Genomic DNA, 15,084 nt, shown 5'->3' with positions numbered 1-15,084 from the left:
CTCTAGGAGGCTGCTTGCAATAACTTTTTCTAAATTGTCCTAGCCCCCTCTTTTTTATTATGTGGAGGTGGTGATATTGATATTTTAGATGACATATGTGATTTTGCTGCCTGTCCTACAATTTTTGCTTTATCATGCAATTGCTCAAGTGTCACTATCTTGCTTTTATCGTAAGAATATCCGTGCCATTTATCTTTTAAATACTGACAAATTTTTTCAACAAAATTTTTCCTTGGAACTATCACATCCGATGAAGTAGCTCGATCTTTTACTAAATCTTCAGAAAATTTCTTTATTGTATATTTGTCTGGTTGATCAATAAATTTACTTAACTGCCCAGCAGTTTCTTTAGCAATATCGTTAATTGACTCTGCACTTAATTTATCGGTTTTTTTATCTTTTTGAGCTTCGATTGCTTGATCAATTTGTTTTACTAACAAATCAGCTAAAGCCTCTTTAACACCATCTAGTTTTTTTAATGTTGTTATTGCTTCAGTCTCGTCTTGTTCAGAATGTAAAATTTTTGAAATTTTTTCTGTTACAGCTGTTTTATATTGTTCAGCATTAAGAGGAGCAGTTACTAATTGCTTTGATACAGTACCATTAGTCTCAATAATTGCTGTTGGATTCTTAGCAGGAATATCTGTTTGGATTGCTTTTAAGTCATTAATAATTTGACTAGCAATCTCTCCAGTACCAGCTACATCAATTACTACTTGTTCTGTTGGAGCGGTGTCTCCTAATTTTCCTAGTGTAGCTGTAATATTTATCGCCATAAAATCTTGGCTATTAAATTTTGTACCTACCATATTTCTCAAGTCTGAATATGGAGTCAAAGCTTCCATACTACAATCAAACATGAGTCTCTGTCCTCCAACATATGATACATTATTATCTTTATCTATAATAATTTTGGACATATTGCCATCTCTCATCCATTCCTTCGTAGGATCAAATCCATAATGTACTGGTGGATTTACTCTCAGATGAGTAAATCCACCAGTACCAGCAGCTATACCACTTTGATAATTTGCTGCTAAAATATATTCTGTTTGTTGGGTTGATAATTTATAATCATTGGTTAATGTCTCTTTCATATCTTGATAGGTTATTTGATGATCCTTACCTTTAACTAGCTTGCACTGAGCTACCAGGTTTACTAGCTTTCCGTCTGGAGTTTCAATATAGAAAACACCACGTTCTATATCTCTGTTACATCTTCTTTGTAGTTCAACAGACTTAGTATCATTTTGATACTCTTTGTCATATTTGGGATCAAAAGATTCTGCTATATATTGTAAGGCTTGATCATTATTTTGAGCAGCATCATCAGATGTAAAACTATGTGATTTCATAATATTTCCTTAAATTACATTATAACTAACCCGTTAAGGTTTTATAGTCAATTGACTATAACTCTTTCTAAATTGTCCTAGCCCCCTCTTTTTTATTATGTGGAGGTGGTGATATTGATATTTTAGATGACATATGTGATTTTGCTGCCTGTCCTACAATTTTTGCTTTATCATGCAATTGCTCAAGTGTCACTATCTTGCTTTTATCGTAAGAATATCCGTGCCATTTATCTTTTAAATACTGACAAATTTTTTCAACAAAATTTTTCCTTGGAACTATCACATCCGATGAAGTAGCTCGATCTTTTACTAAATCTTCAGAAAATTTCTTTATTGTATATTTGTCTGGTTGATCAATAAATTTACTTAACTGCCCAGCAGTTTCTTTAGCAATATCGTTAATTGACTCTGCACTTAATTTATCGGTTTTTTTATCTTTTTGAGCTTCGATTGCTTGGTCAATTTGTTTTACTAACAAATCAGCTAAAGCCTCTTTAACACCATCTAGTCTTTTTAATGCTGTTATTGCTTCAGTCTCATCTTGTTCAGAATGTAAAATTTTCGAAATTTTTTCTGTTACAACTGTTTTATATTGTTCATCAGTAAGAGCATCAGCTACTAATTCCTTCGATAAAGCAACATTACTCTTAATAATTGATGAAGGATCTTTGGCAGGACAGGATGCTTTGATTGTTTCTAACTTGCCAATAAATTGATTAGCGACCACTCCAGTGCCAGCTACATCAATTACTACTTGCTCTATTGGAGCAGTGTCCCCTAATTTTCCTAGTGTAGCTGTAATATTTATTGCCACAAAATCTTGGCTATTAAATTTTATCCCCATCATATTTTTAAGATCTGCATTTGAAGAAAAAACTTGCTTACTACAATCAAACATGATTTTTTGTCCACCGACACATGATAGATTATTATCTTTATCTATAATAATCTTCGACGCAACACCATCTCTTAGCCATTCATTCATCATAACATCCGTACCATCCTTATAGTAACAATCATCGTATGTTTTTGCTTTCAGTTTGTAAAATCCAGCAATACCTCCAGCTATACCACCTTGATAATTTGCTGCTAAAATATATTCTGTTTGTTGTTCTGACAAGTTATAATCATTGGTTAATGCCTTATGCATGTCTTGATAGGTTACTTTATACTCATCATCTTTACCTACCTTACACTGAGCTACTAGGTCTACTAGCCCCCTATCTGGAGTCTCAATATAAAAGACCGCTTTTCGTTCTATATCCTTTTCAAGTCTACGTTGTACTTCAATCTCATCTTTATAATCTTTGTCATATTTAGGATCAAAGCATTCTGCTATAAATTGTAATTTTTTATCCGAACTTTGTATAGCATCATCAGATATAAAACTATGTGATTTCATAATATCTCCTTAAATATCTTTAGTTGCTTAATTTCTCTGCTATCAAAATCACAGTCTCTCTGCCATCTAGAGACCATATTTTTGATTTATACTTTAATCCAGCCATTTCACATTCAATTATTCTAAAATTATGTTTTTTAAAGATGGTAGTTAGTACATCTTGATCCATAAACATAAACGGTTCATCATTAATTGACGCAAGCTGGTTAGAGCTAGTAACGGAGGTGTTTAGCCACTTTTTTACAGATTGGACATAACCAGGAAATGGTTCTTTATTTAATACTCTTTTCTCATATTCAGGAATAAACCTTTCATAACGCTTAACATATGGCGTAATAGCAATTGCATAAACCCTTCCTCCATCTTTTAACAGATTAAATATGTTAGCAACTGCCTTATCTAATTGCTCTGGAGAAAAGAAATGTAAAACATGGGCTATCAAAATAGCATCATACTTATCATGAATTTCTAAGTTTGAAGTAATATCACCAGAGATAAATTTAATTTTATCTAAAGTTGATTGGTTTAATTTTAATGTTTCTATGTTGTGTGCTGCAATAAAAAGATGACGCTCATCAAGATCATTTAAATGGTAAGTAACGTTATGTTGCTTCTTTAGTGTTTCCATCATAGCTTTTCCATAAGCCCCACCGATTTCTAAAACCATCCGGTTTTCTGAAAATTCTATAAATTTCTTTGTTACCTCATCTAATTGTGGTGCCATTGCTCCTCTCTTATTAAGAGTTTGAATTCGACCATCCCCATCTTCTTTAGGCTGCAATAATTTTAGATCATAATACTTGTTTTTTGCTTCTTCAAGGCTATATTCTGCTGCACATAGCTCATAATTTTTGCATAATACGATTAGTAAAATACAAGATATTTTTAAAATTTTAAACATTTGCTTTATTTAACTCCTTAATTACAAATTACAATAGTAGATAATATGGTATGGTTATATAACTCTCCAGTATGGCAGCAACGTCGGTAACTTATGTATTTCTCAGGATTACTATAGGTATCCTCTAATATCCTGGTTATATCTTTAACACCCGCTTCTTGCAATTGAAGTTCTACATAAGCCGGTAAATCAAACATATAATATCCTATTTTCAAGGAATTAATAAAGAATTTTGAATAATCAGCTCGTTGTTTTATAAAATTATCGTAATATTCTTGGTCAACTTCATAAGAACATTGTTGAATACTAGGGCAAATAATAGCTTTGATGTTTATAGCTCCTTTATCATGCATTAATTTTACTACATTATTAATGATACCGGCTTTAGCCCCACGCCAACCGCAATGAGCAGTCCCTATAACCATACCATCTTCGCTACTAAATAACACAGGAACACAGTCAGCACTTTGTATTGCTAGCACTAGATTTTTTTTTGTAGTAACGGCTCCATCAGCTTCAATATCAGTATCAATATCAAGATCAGCATCAATAACTTTGGTACCATGCATTTGCTGCAAAATGATAATGTTATTAGCATTATAATGTTGAACTACTGCTAACCTATTATTTGGGACAATTTCTAAGTTATTAGAAACACCAGACTTATTTTTTTTACTATAAACATGACTAGATTGCTTGAAGCTTTTATCAAAAATTTTATAATACACTTTATTCTTTACAAACTGATGCACATGACAACTCCACAGGATTTTATTTATAAACTATTAGATCATTTGCAAAAGAACAATGCATTGCAAAAAATCATCAACAAATTCCAAACAGATTATTCGCTAACCCCTTGTATTGGAGTGGAAATAGAGTTTTATTTGAGCAAAAATATTGCTCCACTCGAATTGCAAACTCTGCTTGGCATAGTAATTAAGAAAGAAAAAGGTGATAATCAATTTGAGATAGATTTACCACCTTCTACTAACATAATTGAGTATATAGGAAAAATTAGTAGCACTAAGTCCAAAATACAAATTATTGCAAAAAAATTGCAGGGTAAGGTAAATTTTTCTGCCAAACCGTTTCCCAACGATTATGGTAGTAGTATGCATTTTCATGTAAATTTTATAGATTCTTCAACGTTATTGAGAGAAGATACTTTAGCAGCAGCGAAGCAAACTCTCCCAAACGTCGTTGCAAGATCATGTAGTGATCTTGGTAATCCAGAAAAATTAAATTTGGATTACTTCGAAGGCAGAAGCCGCCTCGCAATGACGAGTTATAATACAAACGTCATTGCAAGACCACGTAGTGGTCGTGGCAATCCATATTCATTAGATATAATAGGGCAGAGCGTCTGTCATTATATGCTCGATAGTTTTTTGGTATTTATGCCGAATGAAGATGATTATCTTCGCTTAGATGAAAATTTTATGGCACCAACTAATGTGTCTTTTGGTAATAACAATAGAACTGTTGCTGTACGTATTCCTGACTCGTTTCCTAGAAGACTAGAACATCGAATAGCAAGCCCACTAACCGATCCTTATTTGGCAATTTTCACTATTTTAAATTCTATATTATTAGGTCTAGAATTTCCTGATAAAATTAATAATATCAGTAAAATATATGGTAATGCTTTTGATCAACAATATAATTTAGTGCCATTACCAAAATCATTAGCAGAAGCATTAGAATTATTTAATTTACAGTTTTTTTATCTAAACATTTTTTTTAAAAATTCTATAAAAAACTAATATCATTGCAAGAATGCGTTAGCCGAAAAAGCAATTGTAAGTTATCATTCTCAATATTGTCATTATTAGCAATAAGCGATGGAGCGACAACGTCCCCAACTTCTCATCAATTGACTATACCTTATCAAAAATCACTGAAGTAGGGATATGTATCATTATATTTAACCTCAGTTTGATGTAAGAGGAAGGTTGAGATTGTTTAATTTTCCAAAAGCTACAGAAATTTTATTAGGCTTAAAAACATAGGCAAGCAGTCCAGCTAATACGTTAGTTTGAAAATTCATAACAGATCTGTGCCTTGTATGGTCTATATGACAAAGGTTTTTTAGTTGATCGTTAATGGTTTCAATAATATACCTTTTATTTAAAAACCGCTTTTTAATAGGATCTATTATTCTTTCTTTCATATTACTTTTAATTTTTGTTATTAGTTCTAAACCTTGATTAGCAAGGGATTGAGTGAGTTTTTTACTGATATACCCACGATCACCAAAAAGCCAGCCTTGTAATTTATCTACTAAATTTTCCACCACTGCTCTATCATCAACATTTCCTGGAGTTAAAGAAAAACTCATAATCTCTCCGCAACTGTTAATACGTCAATTCGGGATAAGGATATTGTGAACATGTAGATTAAAATCAAATTTTGTTGAAGGTTTATTTTTCTTTAATGAGTAAGCAACAAGAGTAGATAATATATGGACAAAGGCATTTATTGGTGATCTATGTCTAGTATGTTCAAGGTTCATTTTATTTTTTAGATAATCAAAAACTGTTTCAATTAAGTTACGCTTTCGAAGTAAGATTTTTTCTTTCAAATCCATTAATTTATTTTCCATATTCTTCTTAATTCCATGAATCATTTTTAAGCCTCTTTCATATAAATTTAAGAACAAATTTTGCTTAATATAACCTTTATCAGCTGCTATAATTCCAGTTAATCTTTTTGTTAACTCCGGTACTGGAACCCTATCATCTACATTGCCTTTGGTCACTTTTAATGCCATAAACTCCCCTTTATTATTGATTATTACATGTAATTTAAAACCATAAAAATACCCCATAGAGGATTTACTATGTTTGGCTAATCCTTTAAAAACTTTATTGCTATAACGCCTTTTATTGTGACAAGCTTTAATCGTTGTAGAGTCAATAAAATAAATACCTGTTTCCTCACCAAACAACAAATGAATCAACATATTTAGCGGTATGAATAATCGTGCCATTAATTCAACAAATCTATTATAACTCAAGGCTTTGGGAAAATCATCCTTATGCATGCACTCTATATAACTTTTATAGAAAAATTTAAAATTCTTAGCATAGGATGTATGAAACATAATTATTATTGTTAACATTTCACTTAGACTCATGCTACAACAGCGATTTCTTTGCTTATTTGATGGTAATAACTTTCTCTGTTCATACTCCAAATAAATTTTACAAAAATCATCTATAAAACTATATAATTCTGTGATATCTTTTTTCATGCCTGTAGTTTGTTTTTTTGTTTAAAAATATAAATACTGCAGGCACTCCTTTTTGACAATCCTTTTATCTATTACTATTTCATCTATATCTTATCCCGAACTGACGTGTTAATGACAATATGTAGCTTACAACCAAAGAACCACCCAGTGGAAGTCTTACCTCTTTTTGCTATGTCTTTGAATACTTTATGTCTATTAATTCTTAAATTATGGCAAGCAGGAAGTTTAGTAGAGTCGATATAATATTGACCAGTTTGTTTTCCTGATAGGCTTTTTAGCAGTAACACCATGGGCATGAAGCTCATTGGCATTAACTGAACAAAACGACTATAGCTCACAAGTTTTGGAAATTCCTTTCTATAACTTTGACATAGGCAGCATAAATAAAAATCTTTAAAGGTACGGTAGTGACTCAAGTGAAACATTACTATAATAGTAATAATCTCTGAGAGTCCTATACTGCAAACTACTTTACGCTTACGGTTAGGATTTGGTAATATATATTTATTTTGCTCCGTATCAAAATGCTTGCAAAAATCATCAATTAAGCAGAAAATCTCCGTAAGAGGGATCATAATATATTCTCCAATTTTGTTGTTATTATTCGAGAACTTTATAATCCCTCCCTTCTTACTTTTCAAATATTCTTTCTAACAAACTGGTTTGAAAGAAGGTTTTATTTTTACCATAGCTCACCACCAACAGTTTGTTTATGTTATTACATAATGCTTAGCATTTTGTTTGGTGCTTACGTCAAACTCAGGTTATATTTAGGTTTGTTTAATTCCCCTTTTTCTTCATTTGGTGAATCTGCTCTACCTTTTTTATCAAAAAAATCCCCTGTTGGTATTAGTGACAATTTTTCAAAAATTTCCATCCATGTTAGTTTTTTATTTTGGTTTTTATCGTCCATAAATATTTCCTAAATATATTTATAACCTGAGTTTGACGTAAGCACCAAACAAAATGCTAAGCATTATGTAATAACATAAACAAACTGTTGGTGGTGAGCTATGGTAAAAATAAAACCTTCTTTCAAACCAGTTTGTTAGAAAGAATATTTGAAAAGTAAGAAGGGAGGGATTATAAAGTTCTCGAATAATAACAACAAAATTGGAGAATATATTATGATCCCTCTTACGGAGATTTTCTGCTTAATTGATGATTTTTGCAAGCATTTTGATACGGAGCAAAATAAATATATATTACCAAATCCTAACCGTAAGCGTAAAGTAGTTTGCAGTATAGGACTCTCAGAGATTATTACTATTATAGTAATGTTTCACTTGAGTCACTACCGTACCTTTAAAGATTTTTATTTATGCTGCCTATGTCAAAGTTATAGAAAGGAATTTCCAAAACTTGTGAGCTATAGTCGTTTTGTTCAGTTAATGCCAATGAGCTTCATGCCCATGGTATTACTGCTAAAAAGCCTATCAGGAAAACAAACTGGTCAATATTATATCGACTCTACTAAACTTCCTGCTTGCCATAATTTAAGAATTAATAGACATAAAGTATTCAAAGACATAGCAAAAAGAGGTAAGACTTCCACTGGGTGGTTCTTTGGTTGTAAGCTACATATTGTCATTAACAGTTGCGGAGAGATTATGAGTTTTTCTTTAACTCCAGGAAATGTTGATGATAGAGCAGTGGTAGAAAATTTAGTAGATAAATTACAAGGCTGGCTTTTTGGTGATCGTGGGTATATCAGTAAAAAACTCACTCAATCCCTTGCTAATCAAGCTTTAGAACTAATAACAAAAATTAAAAGTAATATGAAAGAAAGAATAATAGATCCTATTAAAAAGCGGTTTTTAAATAAAAGGTATATTATTGAAACCATTAACGATCAACTAAAAAACCTTTGTCATATAGACCATACAAGCCATAGATCTGTTATGAATTTTCAAACTAACGTATTAGCTGGACTGCTTGCCTATGTTTTTAAGCCTAATAAAATTTCTGTAGCTTTTGGAAAATTAAACAATCTCAACCTTCCTCTTACATCAAACTGAGGTTAATTATATTTGAGCTATTTTTCGACGAGAATGCATATGATTTTTGCAGGAATAGTGTATCTGTTCCTTATTCCTTCAAAATCCTATTTATTCTGCTAAAAACTTGAACATCGAGTTATACCGCTTGTTTTATACAAAATATTTTCATGAGGCACCCCTGACACAGGGCAATTTAAAAGCCACAACTTTAAGTTGCAAATTTTTTCCAAAGCAGGAATTTGTATCGATTAAACATTTCTCTTGTTTCTGTAATTTTATTTGAGACGCGTTTGATTATTTGAATACTCAAACTACGCAGTAAAGATATTACAGATGGCGTATTTCCAACGCTAATAGTTGATTTATCCTCAAGAAAAATGCTATCTTTTACCCAGTTTAAATTATTTTCACAGCTCCAATGACTACGATTTATTTTTAGTAAATCCTCTGGCTTATAGCTTTTATCTAAACTTGTCACCATATAAGCAATTTCTGAAGTACCAGATTTTGGATCATTCTTATATTCTCTAAACCTGGTAATCCTACATAATTGTTTAATATGCTTGTGACCGTTTAAATATTCCCATGGCATATCAATAACTTCTCATCAATTGACTATAACTGTAAAACCGAAGAAAGATTATATCTTTTACCACGCTGCTTTCTATAATCTTTGACTGTCGTTAAAAGTTTCGTTATACTCACTGTTGCCTCATTGCTTCTAGTTGAAAAAATTTGTAATGAGGTATTTATCACGTTTCTCCTTATAACTCAAGCCTTATAACCCGACTTTTAAATTGCCCTGCCTGACAAGTTGCTGATGAGCTCTTGACATAAGGGTTGACTTTATATATATATAGATATTGAAAAGGGGGTGTAGCTCAGTTGGTTAGAGCGTCTGCCTGTCACGCAGAAGGTCGCGGGTTCGAGTCCCGTCACTCCCGCCAGTTACTTTTAGTGATATTTCCGTTAAAACCCTTATACTCATAGTATTTCCCCCGGTTAATTAGATTAAGTTTTAATAGTATAGGAAATTGTATTACTTGTCAATTTATAACAAATTCGTAGGCTATTTTGGCAAAAAAGCACATATCATGCACATACAAAATTAGTATTTTTCAGCACTTCATTTATTAGAATACTCAGCAAATAATAGTTAATTATTTTCATTATCAACAATCAACTCAATCAACCTAAAGTTGAATGTTTTGCCATTTAAAAATAATCACCTAGCCTAAGTTTAATTACTAAAAATATAATCCAAATTGTCAAAATACCACTTTTAAACACTGCCTTATTTTAATTCTCATTAGTATAAATTAATTCTTGCAAATTATTTCCATCAGCGGTAATTCTTTAAATATGAATTAAATATTAAAATAATTAAATTGACTAGGTTAGCTTTATTACCTAATAAATAATCAATGTAATTCAAGGTAGGTATCTATGACAATCAATTCATTTAACTTCACTAAAGTGATTATAGAAAAAATTACCCCTCCTCCAGCAGAAAAAAGTAGTAAAGGCAATGTTATCCGCCCTAAAATTGTCCAACATGTTTATAGAGATACTGAAGAAAAAGGATTAGTCCTGAATGTATCATATTTAGGAGCTAAGAGTTTTTTTCTAAACAAAACAATTAATGGTACACGTCACAAAATTAAATTAGGCTCTTTTCCTCATAAACTAGAATCTTCTCCTGATGATATTTCTATTACAGCAGCAAGAGCAAAGGCAGCAGAGTTTAAAAATCAGCTTGCTAAAGGGATAAATCCTACTTTAGCTAAAACTCAAGAGTTAAAAAAGGAAAAACAAGAAGAACAGGAAATGACCTTTAAAGAATTTTTTGATAATAAATATATTGAAAACTATGCCAAGCACAAAATAAAGCGTTGGAAGCATGTTGTTGCTGATATTAATAGACAAGCAGAACATCTTTATACTAGAAAGCTATCCACCATACAGAGAGATGATGTACAAAAGATTTTTAATGACCTAACCAAAGATGGTAAAAAAATCATGGCTAATAAATGTGTTCAGAGATTCATAGGAATATTTAATAGAGCAGTTGAATGGGGGATATTAGCAAACAATCCAATAACTGGTATTACAAAACATCCGGAAAAGTCAAGGGACAGATATTTACTTGCTGAAGAAAAAGAACGCTTTCTTGAGGTTGTAAAAGAAGAGCCTCAAATAATACAAGATGTTATTCTCATGCATTTGTATACTGCAGCTAGGAAGGGCGATATTTTGTCAATGCAGTGGGATAATATCAACTTAATTGATGAAACATGGTATGTACCTAATCCTAAAAAGGGTGTACCTTATTTAGTTCCTTTAACAAAACAAGCTATGGAAATCTTAAAAGCAAGATATGAGCAACGTGATCCTCAATGTCCATGGGTATTTCCAAGTGATCATGATAGTAAAAGTGGACACCTAGAAGATCCCAAAAGAGCGTGGATTAAGATTAGGAAAAAAGCTGGTCTTAAAGATTTTAAGTTACATGATCTTCGCAGGACTATGGGAAGTTGGATGGCTATTGCTGGGGCAAGTCAGTATGTCATTGGTAAAGCTCTTAACCATAAAAATCCTAGGTCAACATCAATTTATGCACGATTAAGTATTGATCCTGTTAGAGAATTTATGGAAAAAGCCGATAATATTTTTGATAAAAACAATAATAAAAAAGCTTAGCCACTTTGAAGATTTATGTTGTAATAACTTCTACCCTGAAGCATAATTAGTAATAACAAGCTCTTTAGAGATTTTTTTCTGTCTGGTGATAGCGTATTTAATGTCAACAGTATTTATGGTAAAATCTTGGTATATATCTCTGATAAAGTCGCTATCACTATTAGAAATCATTAGTTTTACCCCTTTGCTCGTTAATTCCTTAGCAAAATCTTTTAACCTGATTTGTTCCTTCTTATCAAAGGGTAATCTAGTATAAAATCTCTCTCCAGTTTGGTAATAAGGTGGATCAAAATAAACAAAGTCATTTTCCTTAGGTTCGATAAACGAAAAATCAGTGACATAAATTGTGGCATCACTTAAAAAACTGCTACATTGTTGTAGTTTCTTATCAAAATTAGCACTATTATATTTCTTAGAAGAAAAGGACAAACAAAGCTTACCACTCTTATTAACTCGATACATACCCATGAAAGAATATTTATTTAAGTAGAGAAACCTAGCAGTAATGTTAGTTGGATCATTGCTGTCATTATGTTTTTGTACACGATAATAATATTTTTTCGAGTGTTGCTCTTTATGGGCTGCAAATAAATCACTTACTAATGTTGGATTCTTTTTTACAGTATTGTAGCTAGTAATTAACTCTAGGTTAATGTCAGATAGAAAACATTGCTTACACCTATCTTTTATTTTGAAGAATAACGCACCACCGCCAAGAAAAGGCTCATAATAATTATTGAAGGTGGCAGGAACATATTTTATCAATTGATCAGCAAGTTTTCTTTTACCACCAACCCAGGTGAAAAATGGTAACGGTTTGTTTTTGGTAGTAGTCATGATTATAAGTATTTAAGTAAGACTTAATATTAATAATTGAACTAACAGCTCAACTAATAAATAGCTCATTTATTGTATCATAAATATCACAAGAATACTACAAGAATCGTCAATATATTGGTAACATGGTCGTTTAAAAGTCATAACCAATGAAACACCCCCTTGCTTTTGATATACAATTAGCTTTGTTGAGTGGTAAAAAAACCTGATACAAATATAGGTAATATTTGCTTTAGATCAGAAACGCAGTATTTACACACTGTAAGCCTTATATTATAAGGCTTACAGAATGATTTGCTATGTTAAGCAGCTAATTTATGGCTTACTTATAAGCCATTTAGCTACCAACTAATAATAATTTTATCCACTGTCTCTAGATTAACACTATTCTAAAAATTTTTAAAAAAAATTACTAATAGGCTAAAAAACCGCTGTACTCTAGGAAATAATCAAGGTATGTCTAAAAAGGATAGCGTATGGTGCGATATCAAGCGACGAGGTTAGAAACAAGAACTACAAAATTTTTAAATCTAACCTCGTGCTTCTATTTTCTCAACGAACAATAGGAATTGATTGTATGACTACCGATGATAAAAATCAACAACAAAACAAAATTTCCAATGAAAAAAATATAAATAAAAATGTTACCAGTGACAACATCCCTGGAACTAACAATGAAACAAATAATATCAATAGTGATATTATTGTTGAGCTACAACAAACCAAGAAAAAACTAAAATTAGCTAATTTACTCCATAAAGACTTTATAACAAATACAGCTCTTAGCATAAAAACTCCGTGTACTAGCATTTTTGCACTTGCTCTAACACTCCTTGAAATAGAGAACAATAACGTTAAAAAGTTGTCTATAGCCGATATTGCTGATTGTACTAAAGAACTAATTGATTACTCGACAAATATGCTAGATTTTGTTGAGTGTTATTCAAGCTTAATGTCTACCACAAACATAGTATCAGTACCAATAATTTCTAAGAAATTCAACCATGAAAAATTAGTAAGCAGAGTTATTAATAGGCTAAAACTAACCTCGAAATATAAAGGCATAAGGCTGGCAAAGAGTTTTGTTGATATTCCAGATACCATTGGTGATAGTTATCGAATTGAGGCAATATTAACTCAGTTAGTTAGTAATGCTATTAATTTCACTGAAAAAGGTCATGTTTTCTTAAACAGCGATTTTTTTCCTGCATGTACCGTACTATTACAAAATAATAAAGAGTCTAGTGGTGTAGAATCTGCAGAAGCTCAGAAAGCTAAAGATGTTTTACAATTCGTTGTTCATGATACAGGTATTGGCATGTCTGAAGAAAAGCAACAATATATTTATGAACAATTAAATAGTCTTGATAGTTCTAGCTTTACTAGCTCGACTAGCAAAGATACTGGTGAGAAATTGGAATCTAACTCAAGCTCAGAATCAAATTTAAAATTAGGATTAGGTTTGAGCTTAGTCAAACAATTTATTGCCGATCTAAATGGTAAAATTGAGATTAGCAGCCAACAAGGTAAGAGTACAACCTTTACTTTACAAGTACCAGTAAAATTACCTTTAACCAAAGAGCGTAGATATGATTAACAATATGACTAATAACTTATAAGCTTGTGAAATCATGTTAATAATAATCACTATAATAACATGATTTCACTAACCATAAAAAATATCTAATAAATTTGGAGGTACAAATATTATGAATTATATCATGTTAGTAGAATAAACTTTATGTTTAGAGTGTTTCTGTTCTCCAAATTATCTAATAGAAGGGTAGAATAATAGTTTATGAGTTTTTGTATGACAAATTTCTATTGATTTATTAACGATTGACAATCTAATTATTACTTGTTAACATCCAAGATTCCTTTTAGTATAGTATTAATTATGCAAGATACTACTACTAAAGATTTACGTAACATTATAGATAATATTAGTACTAACCTGCGTAAAAATGATGTAGCAGCTGAAATACATTGCAGATTAAAAGACCCTTGTTCTGCTTTAAATAAGATGTTAAGAAAGGCTATCTCTGTGAAAGAATTAACTGACCTAATTGGTTTTAGGATTATAGTTAATAAGCAATATGACTGTTATAAAGTATGGGTTATTCTTTATAAAATCTATCCCATTAATATGAAGAGGACTAAAAACTATATTGCCAATCCTAAGAATAATGGTTACCGTTCCTTGCATGTCATAGTTGTAGATGGTTTCTATGACCGTAACATAGAAATACAAATACGGACTAGAAGTATGCATAATATAGCAGAATTTGGTACCGCCAACCATGAGAAATATAAAAAGACCCAGGAAAAAAAGCTAATAGAGTTGTTATCTAATAAGAGACTTAATACAGCTACTATTAGTACTAAGATAAATAACGCCTATGATATTTTTAACCAGTTTAATTGGACTTTATCAGAACTTATCACTTATGAGCAGGCAATTGAAAAGCTATTGTTACAAATTCCCAAATAACTTAAAAAATTGGACTTTGGACAAAATAATTTAGCCTATATTTAGCAACTTATAATCTATATGAGATATAAAGTAATTTACTTGAGATTGCAAAAATATTAACTATAGATTGATAAACTTTTTAAAAAGTTAGCTAAAAATA

The 15,084-nt window shown here is 31.2% G+C and carries 13 protein-coding genes, 1 tRNA gene and 2 pseudogenes; 6 read left to right on the top strand and 10 right to left on the bottom strand.

Features of this window, described 5'->3' with window-relative positions:
* Positions 1-29: 29 nt before the first annotated feature.
* From NBW66_RS03685 to pgeF, 4 genes are all read right to left on the bottom strand, one after another.
* The gene (locus tag NBW66_RS03685) at positions 30-1,355 is read right to left on the bottom strand and encodes a hypothetical protein (RefSeq protein WP_250311775.1); all 1,326 of its coding nucleotides are present in this window, start codon (positions 1,353-1,355) and stop codon (positions 30-32) included.
* A gap of 67 nt (positions 1,356-1,422) precedes the next feature.
* Positions 1,423-2,757 (bottom strand): hypothetical protein, encoded by a 1,335-nt coding sequence (locus tag NBW66_RS03680; RefSeq protein ID WP_250311774.1) that lies wholly within the window; start codon positions 2,755-2,757, stop codon positions 1,423-1,425.
* A gap of 19 nt (positions 2,758-2,776) precedes the next feature.
* Positions 2,777-3,658: a class I SAM-dependent methyltransferase gene (locus tag NBW66_RS03675; protein ID WP_250311773.1), complete on the bottom strand. Its 882-nt coding sequence runs from the start codon at positions 3,656-3,658 to the stop codon at positions 2,777-2,779.
* A 17-nt stretch (positions 3,659-3,675) separates the two neighbouring features.
* Positions 3,676-4,410: a peptidoglycan editing factor PgeF gene (gene pgeF / locus NBW66_RS03670; protein WP_250311772.1), complete on the bottom strand. Its 735-nt coding sequence runs from the start codon at positions 4,408-4,410 to the stop codon at positions 3,676-3,678.
* Positions 4,411-4,470: 60 nt separating this feature from the next.
* Between pgeF and NBW66_RS03665 the strand changes: the two genes are divergently transcribed.
* Complete coding sequence (locus NBW66_RS03665; protein WP_250311771.1) at positions 4,471-5,424, top strand: type I glutamate--ammonia ligase; 954 nt, start codon at positions 4,471-4,473, stop codon at positions 5,422-5,424.
* A gap of 167 nt (positions 5,425-5,591) precedes the next feature.
* On the opposite strand, the pseudogene NBW66_RS03660 reads toward NBW66_RS03665, so the two are convergent.
* The 4 genes and pseudogenes from NBW66_RS03660 to NBW66_RS03645 form a co-directional block, all read right to left on the bottom strand.
* A pseudogene (locus NBW66_RS03660) lies at positions 5,592-6,020 on the bottom strand (IS982 family transposase); the annotation flags it as partial.
* A gap of 3 nt (positions 6,021-6,023) precedes the next feature.
* Complete coding sequence (locus NBW66_RS03655) at positions 6,024-6,914, bottom strand: IS982 family transposase (RefSeq protein WP_250310582.1); 891 nt, start codon at positions 6,912-6,914, stop codon at positions 6,024-6,026.
* Between the two features lie 104 nt (positions 6,915-7,018).
* Positions 7,019-7,489, bottom strand: a pseudogene (locus NBW66_RS03650) (transposase); the annotation flags it as partial.
* A gap of 173 nt (positions 7,490-7,662) precedes the next feature.
* The gene (locus tag NBW66_RS03645; RefSeq protein ID WP_250311769.1) at positions 7,663-7,827 is read right to left on the bottom strand and encodes a hypothetical protein; all 165 of its coding nucleotides are present in this window, start codon (positions 7,825-7,827) and stop codon (positions 7,663-7,665) included.
* Between the two features lie 214 nt (positions 7,828-8,041).
* Here NBW66_RS03645 and NBW66_RS03640 point away from each other — a divergent pair, with 214 nt between their 5' ends.
* Positions 8,042-8,932: an IS982 family transposase gene (locus NBW66_RS03640; RefSeq protein ID WP_250311479.1), complete on the top strand. Its 891-nt coding sequence runs from the start codon at positions 8,042-8,044 to the stop codon at positions 8,930-8,932.
* 190 nt (positions 8,933-9,122) lie between these two features.
* On the opposite strand, the gene NBW66_RS03635 is transcribed toward NBW66_RS03640, so the two are convergent.
* Positions 9,123-9,506, bottom strand: coding sequence for a hypothetical protein (locus NBW66_RS03635; RefSeq protein ID WP_250311768.1), 384 nt, complete (start codon positions 9,504-9,506; stop codon positions 9,123-9,125).
* A gap of 278 nt (positions 9,507-9,784) precedes the next feature.
* Here NBW66_RS03635 and NBW66_RS03630 point away from each other — a divergent pair.
* Positions 9,785-9,861, top strand: a tRNA-Asp gene (locus NBW66_RS03630).
* Between the two features lie 499 nt (positions 9,862-10,360).
* Entirely contained in the window at positions 10,361-11,614 is a 1,254-nt protein-coding gene (locus tag NBW66_RS03625; RefSeq protein WP_250311767.1) for a tyrosine-type recombinase/integrase, read from the top strand.
* Positions 11,615-11,644: 30 nt separating this feature from the next.
* On the opposite strand, the gene NBW66_RS03620 is transcribed toward NBW66_RS03625, so the two are convergent.
* A complete protein-coding gene (locus NBW66_RS03620) occupies positions 11,645-12,454 on the bottom strand; it encodes a DNA adenine methylase (RefSeq protein WP_410525849.1) in 810 nt (269 codons plus the stop codon).
* Between the two features lie 574 nt (positions 12,455-13,028).
* Here NBW66_RS03620 and NBW66_RS03615 point away from each other — a divergent pair.
* Together NBW66_RS03615 and NBW66_RS03610 are read left to right on the top strand one after the other, a co-directional pair.
* The gene (locus tag NBW66_RS03615) at positions 13,029-14,048 is read left to right on the top strand and encodes a sensor histidine kinase (protein ID WP_250311732.1); all 1,020 of its coding nucleotides are present in this window, start codon (positions 13,029-13,031) and stop codon (positions 14,046-14,048) included.
* Between the two features lie 300 nt (positions 14,049-14,348).
* On the top strand, positions 14,349-14,942 hold the full coding sequence (locus NBW66_RS03610) for a nucleotidyltransferase family protein (protein WP_250311731.1): 594 nt from the start codon (positions 14,349-14,351) through the stop codon (positions 14,940-14,942).
* Positions 14,943-15,084 lie beyond the last annotated feature (142 nt).

The organism is Rickettsia endosymbiont of Oedothorax gibbosus, from assembly GCF_936269705.1.
GTDB lineage: Bacteria > Pseudomonadota > Alphaproteobacteria > Rickettsiales > Rickettsiaceae > Tisiphia.
The sequence above is the reverse complement of the archived record's forward strand: the minus strand, read 5'-3'. Positions and strand labels throughout refer to the sequence as shown.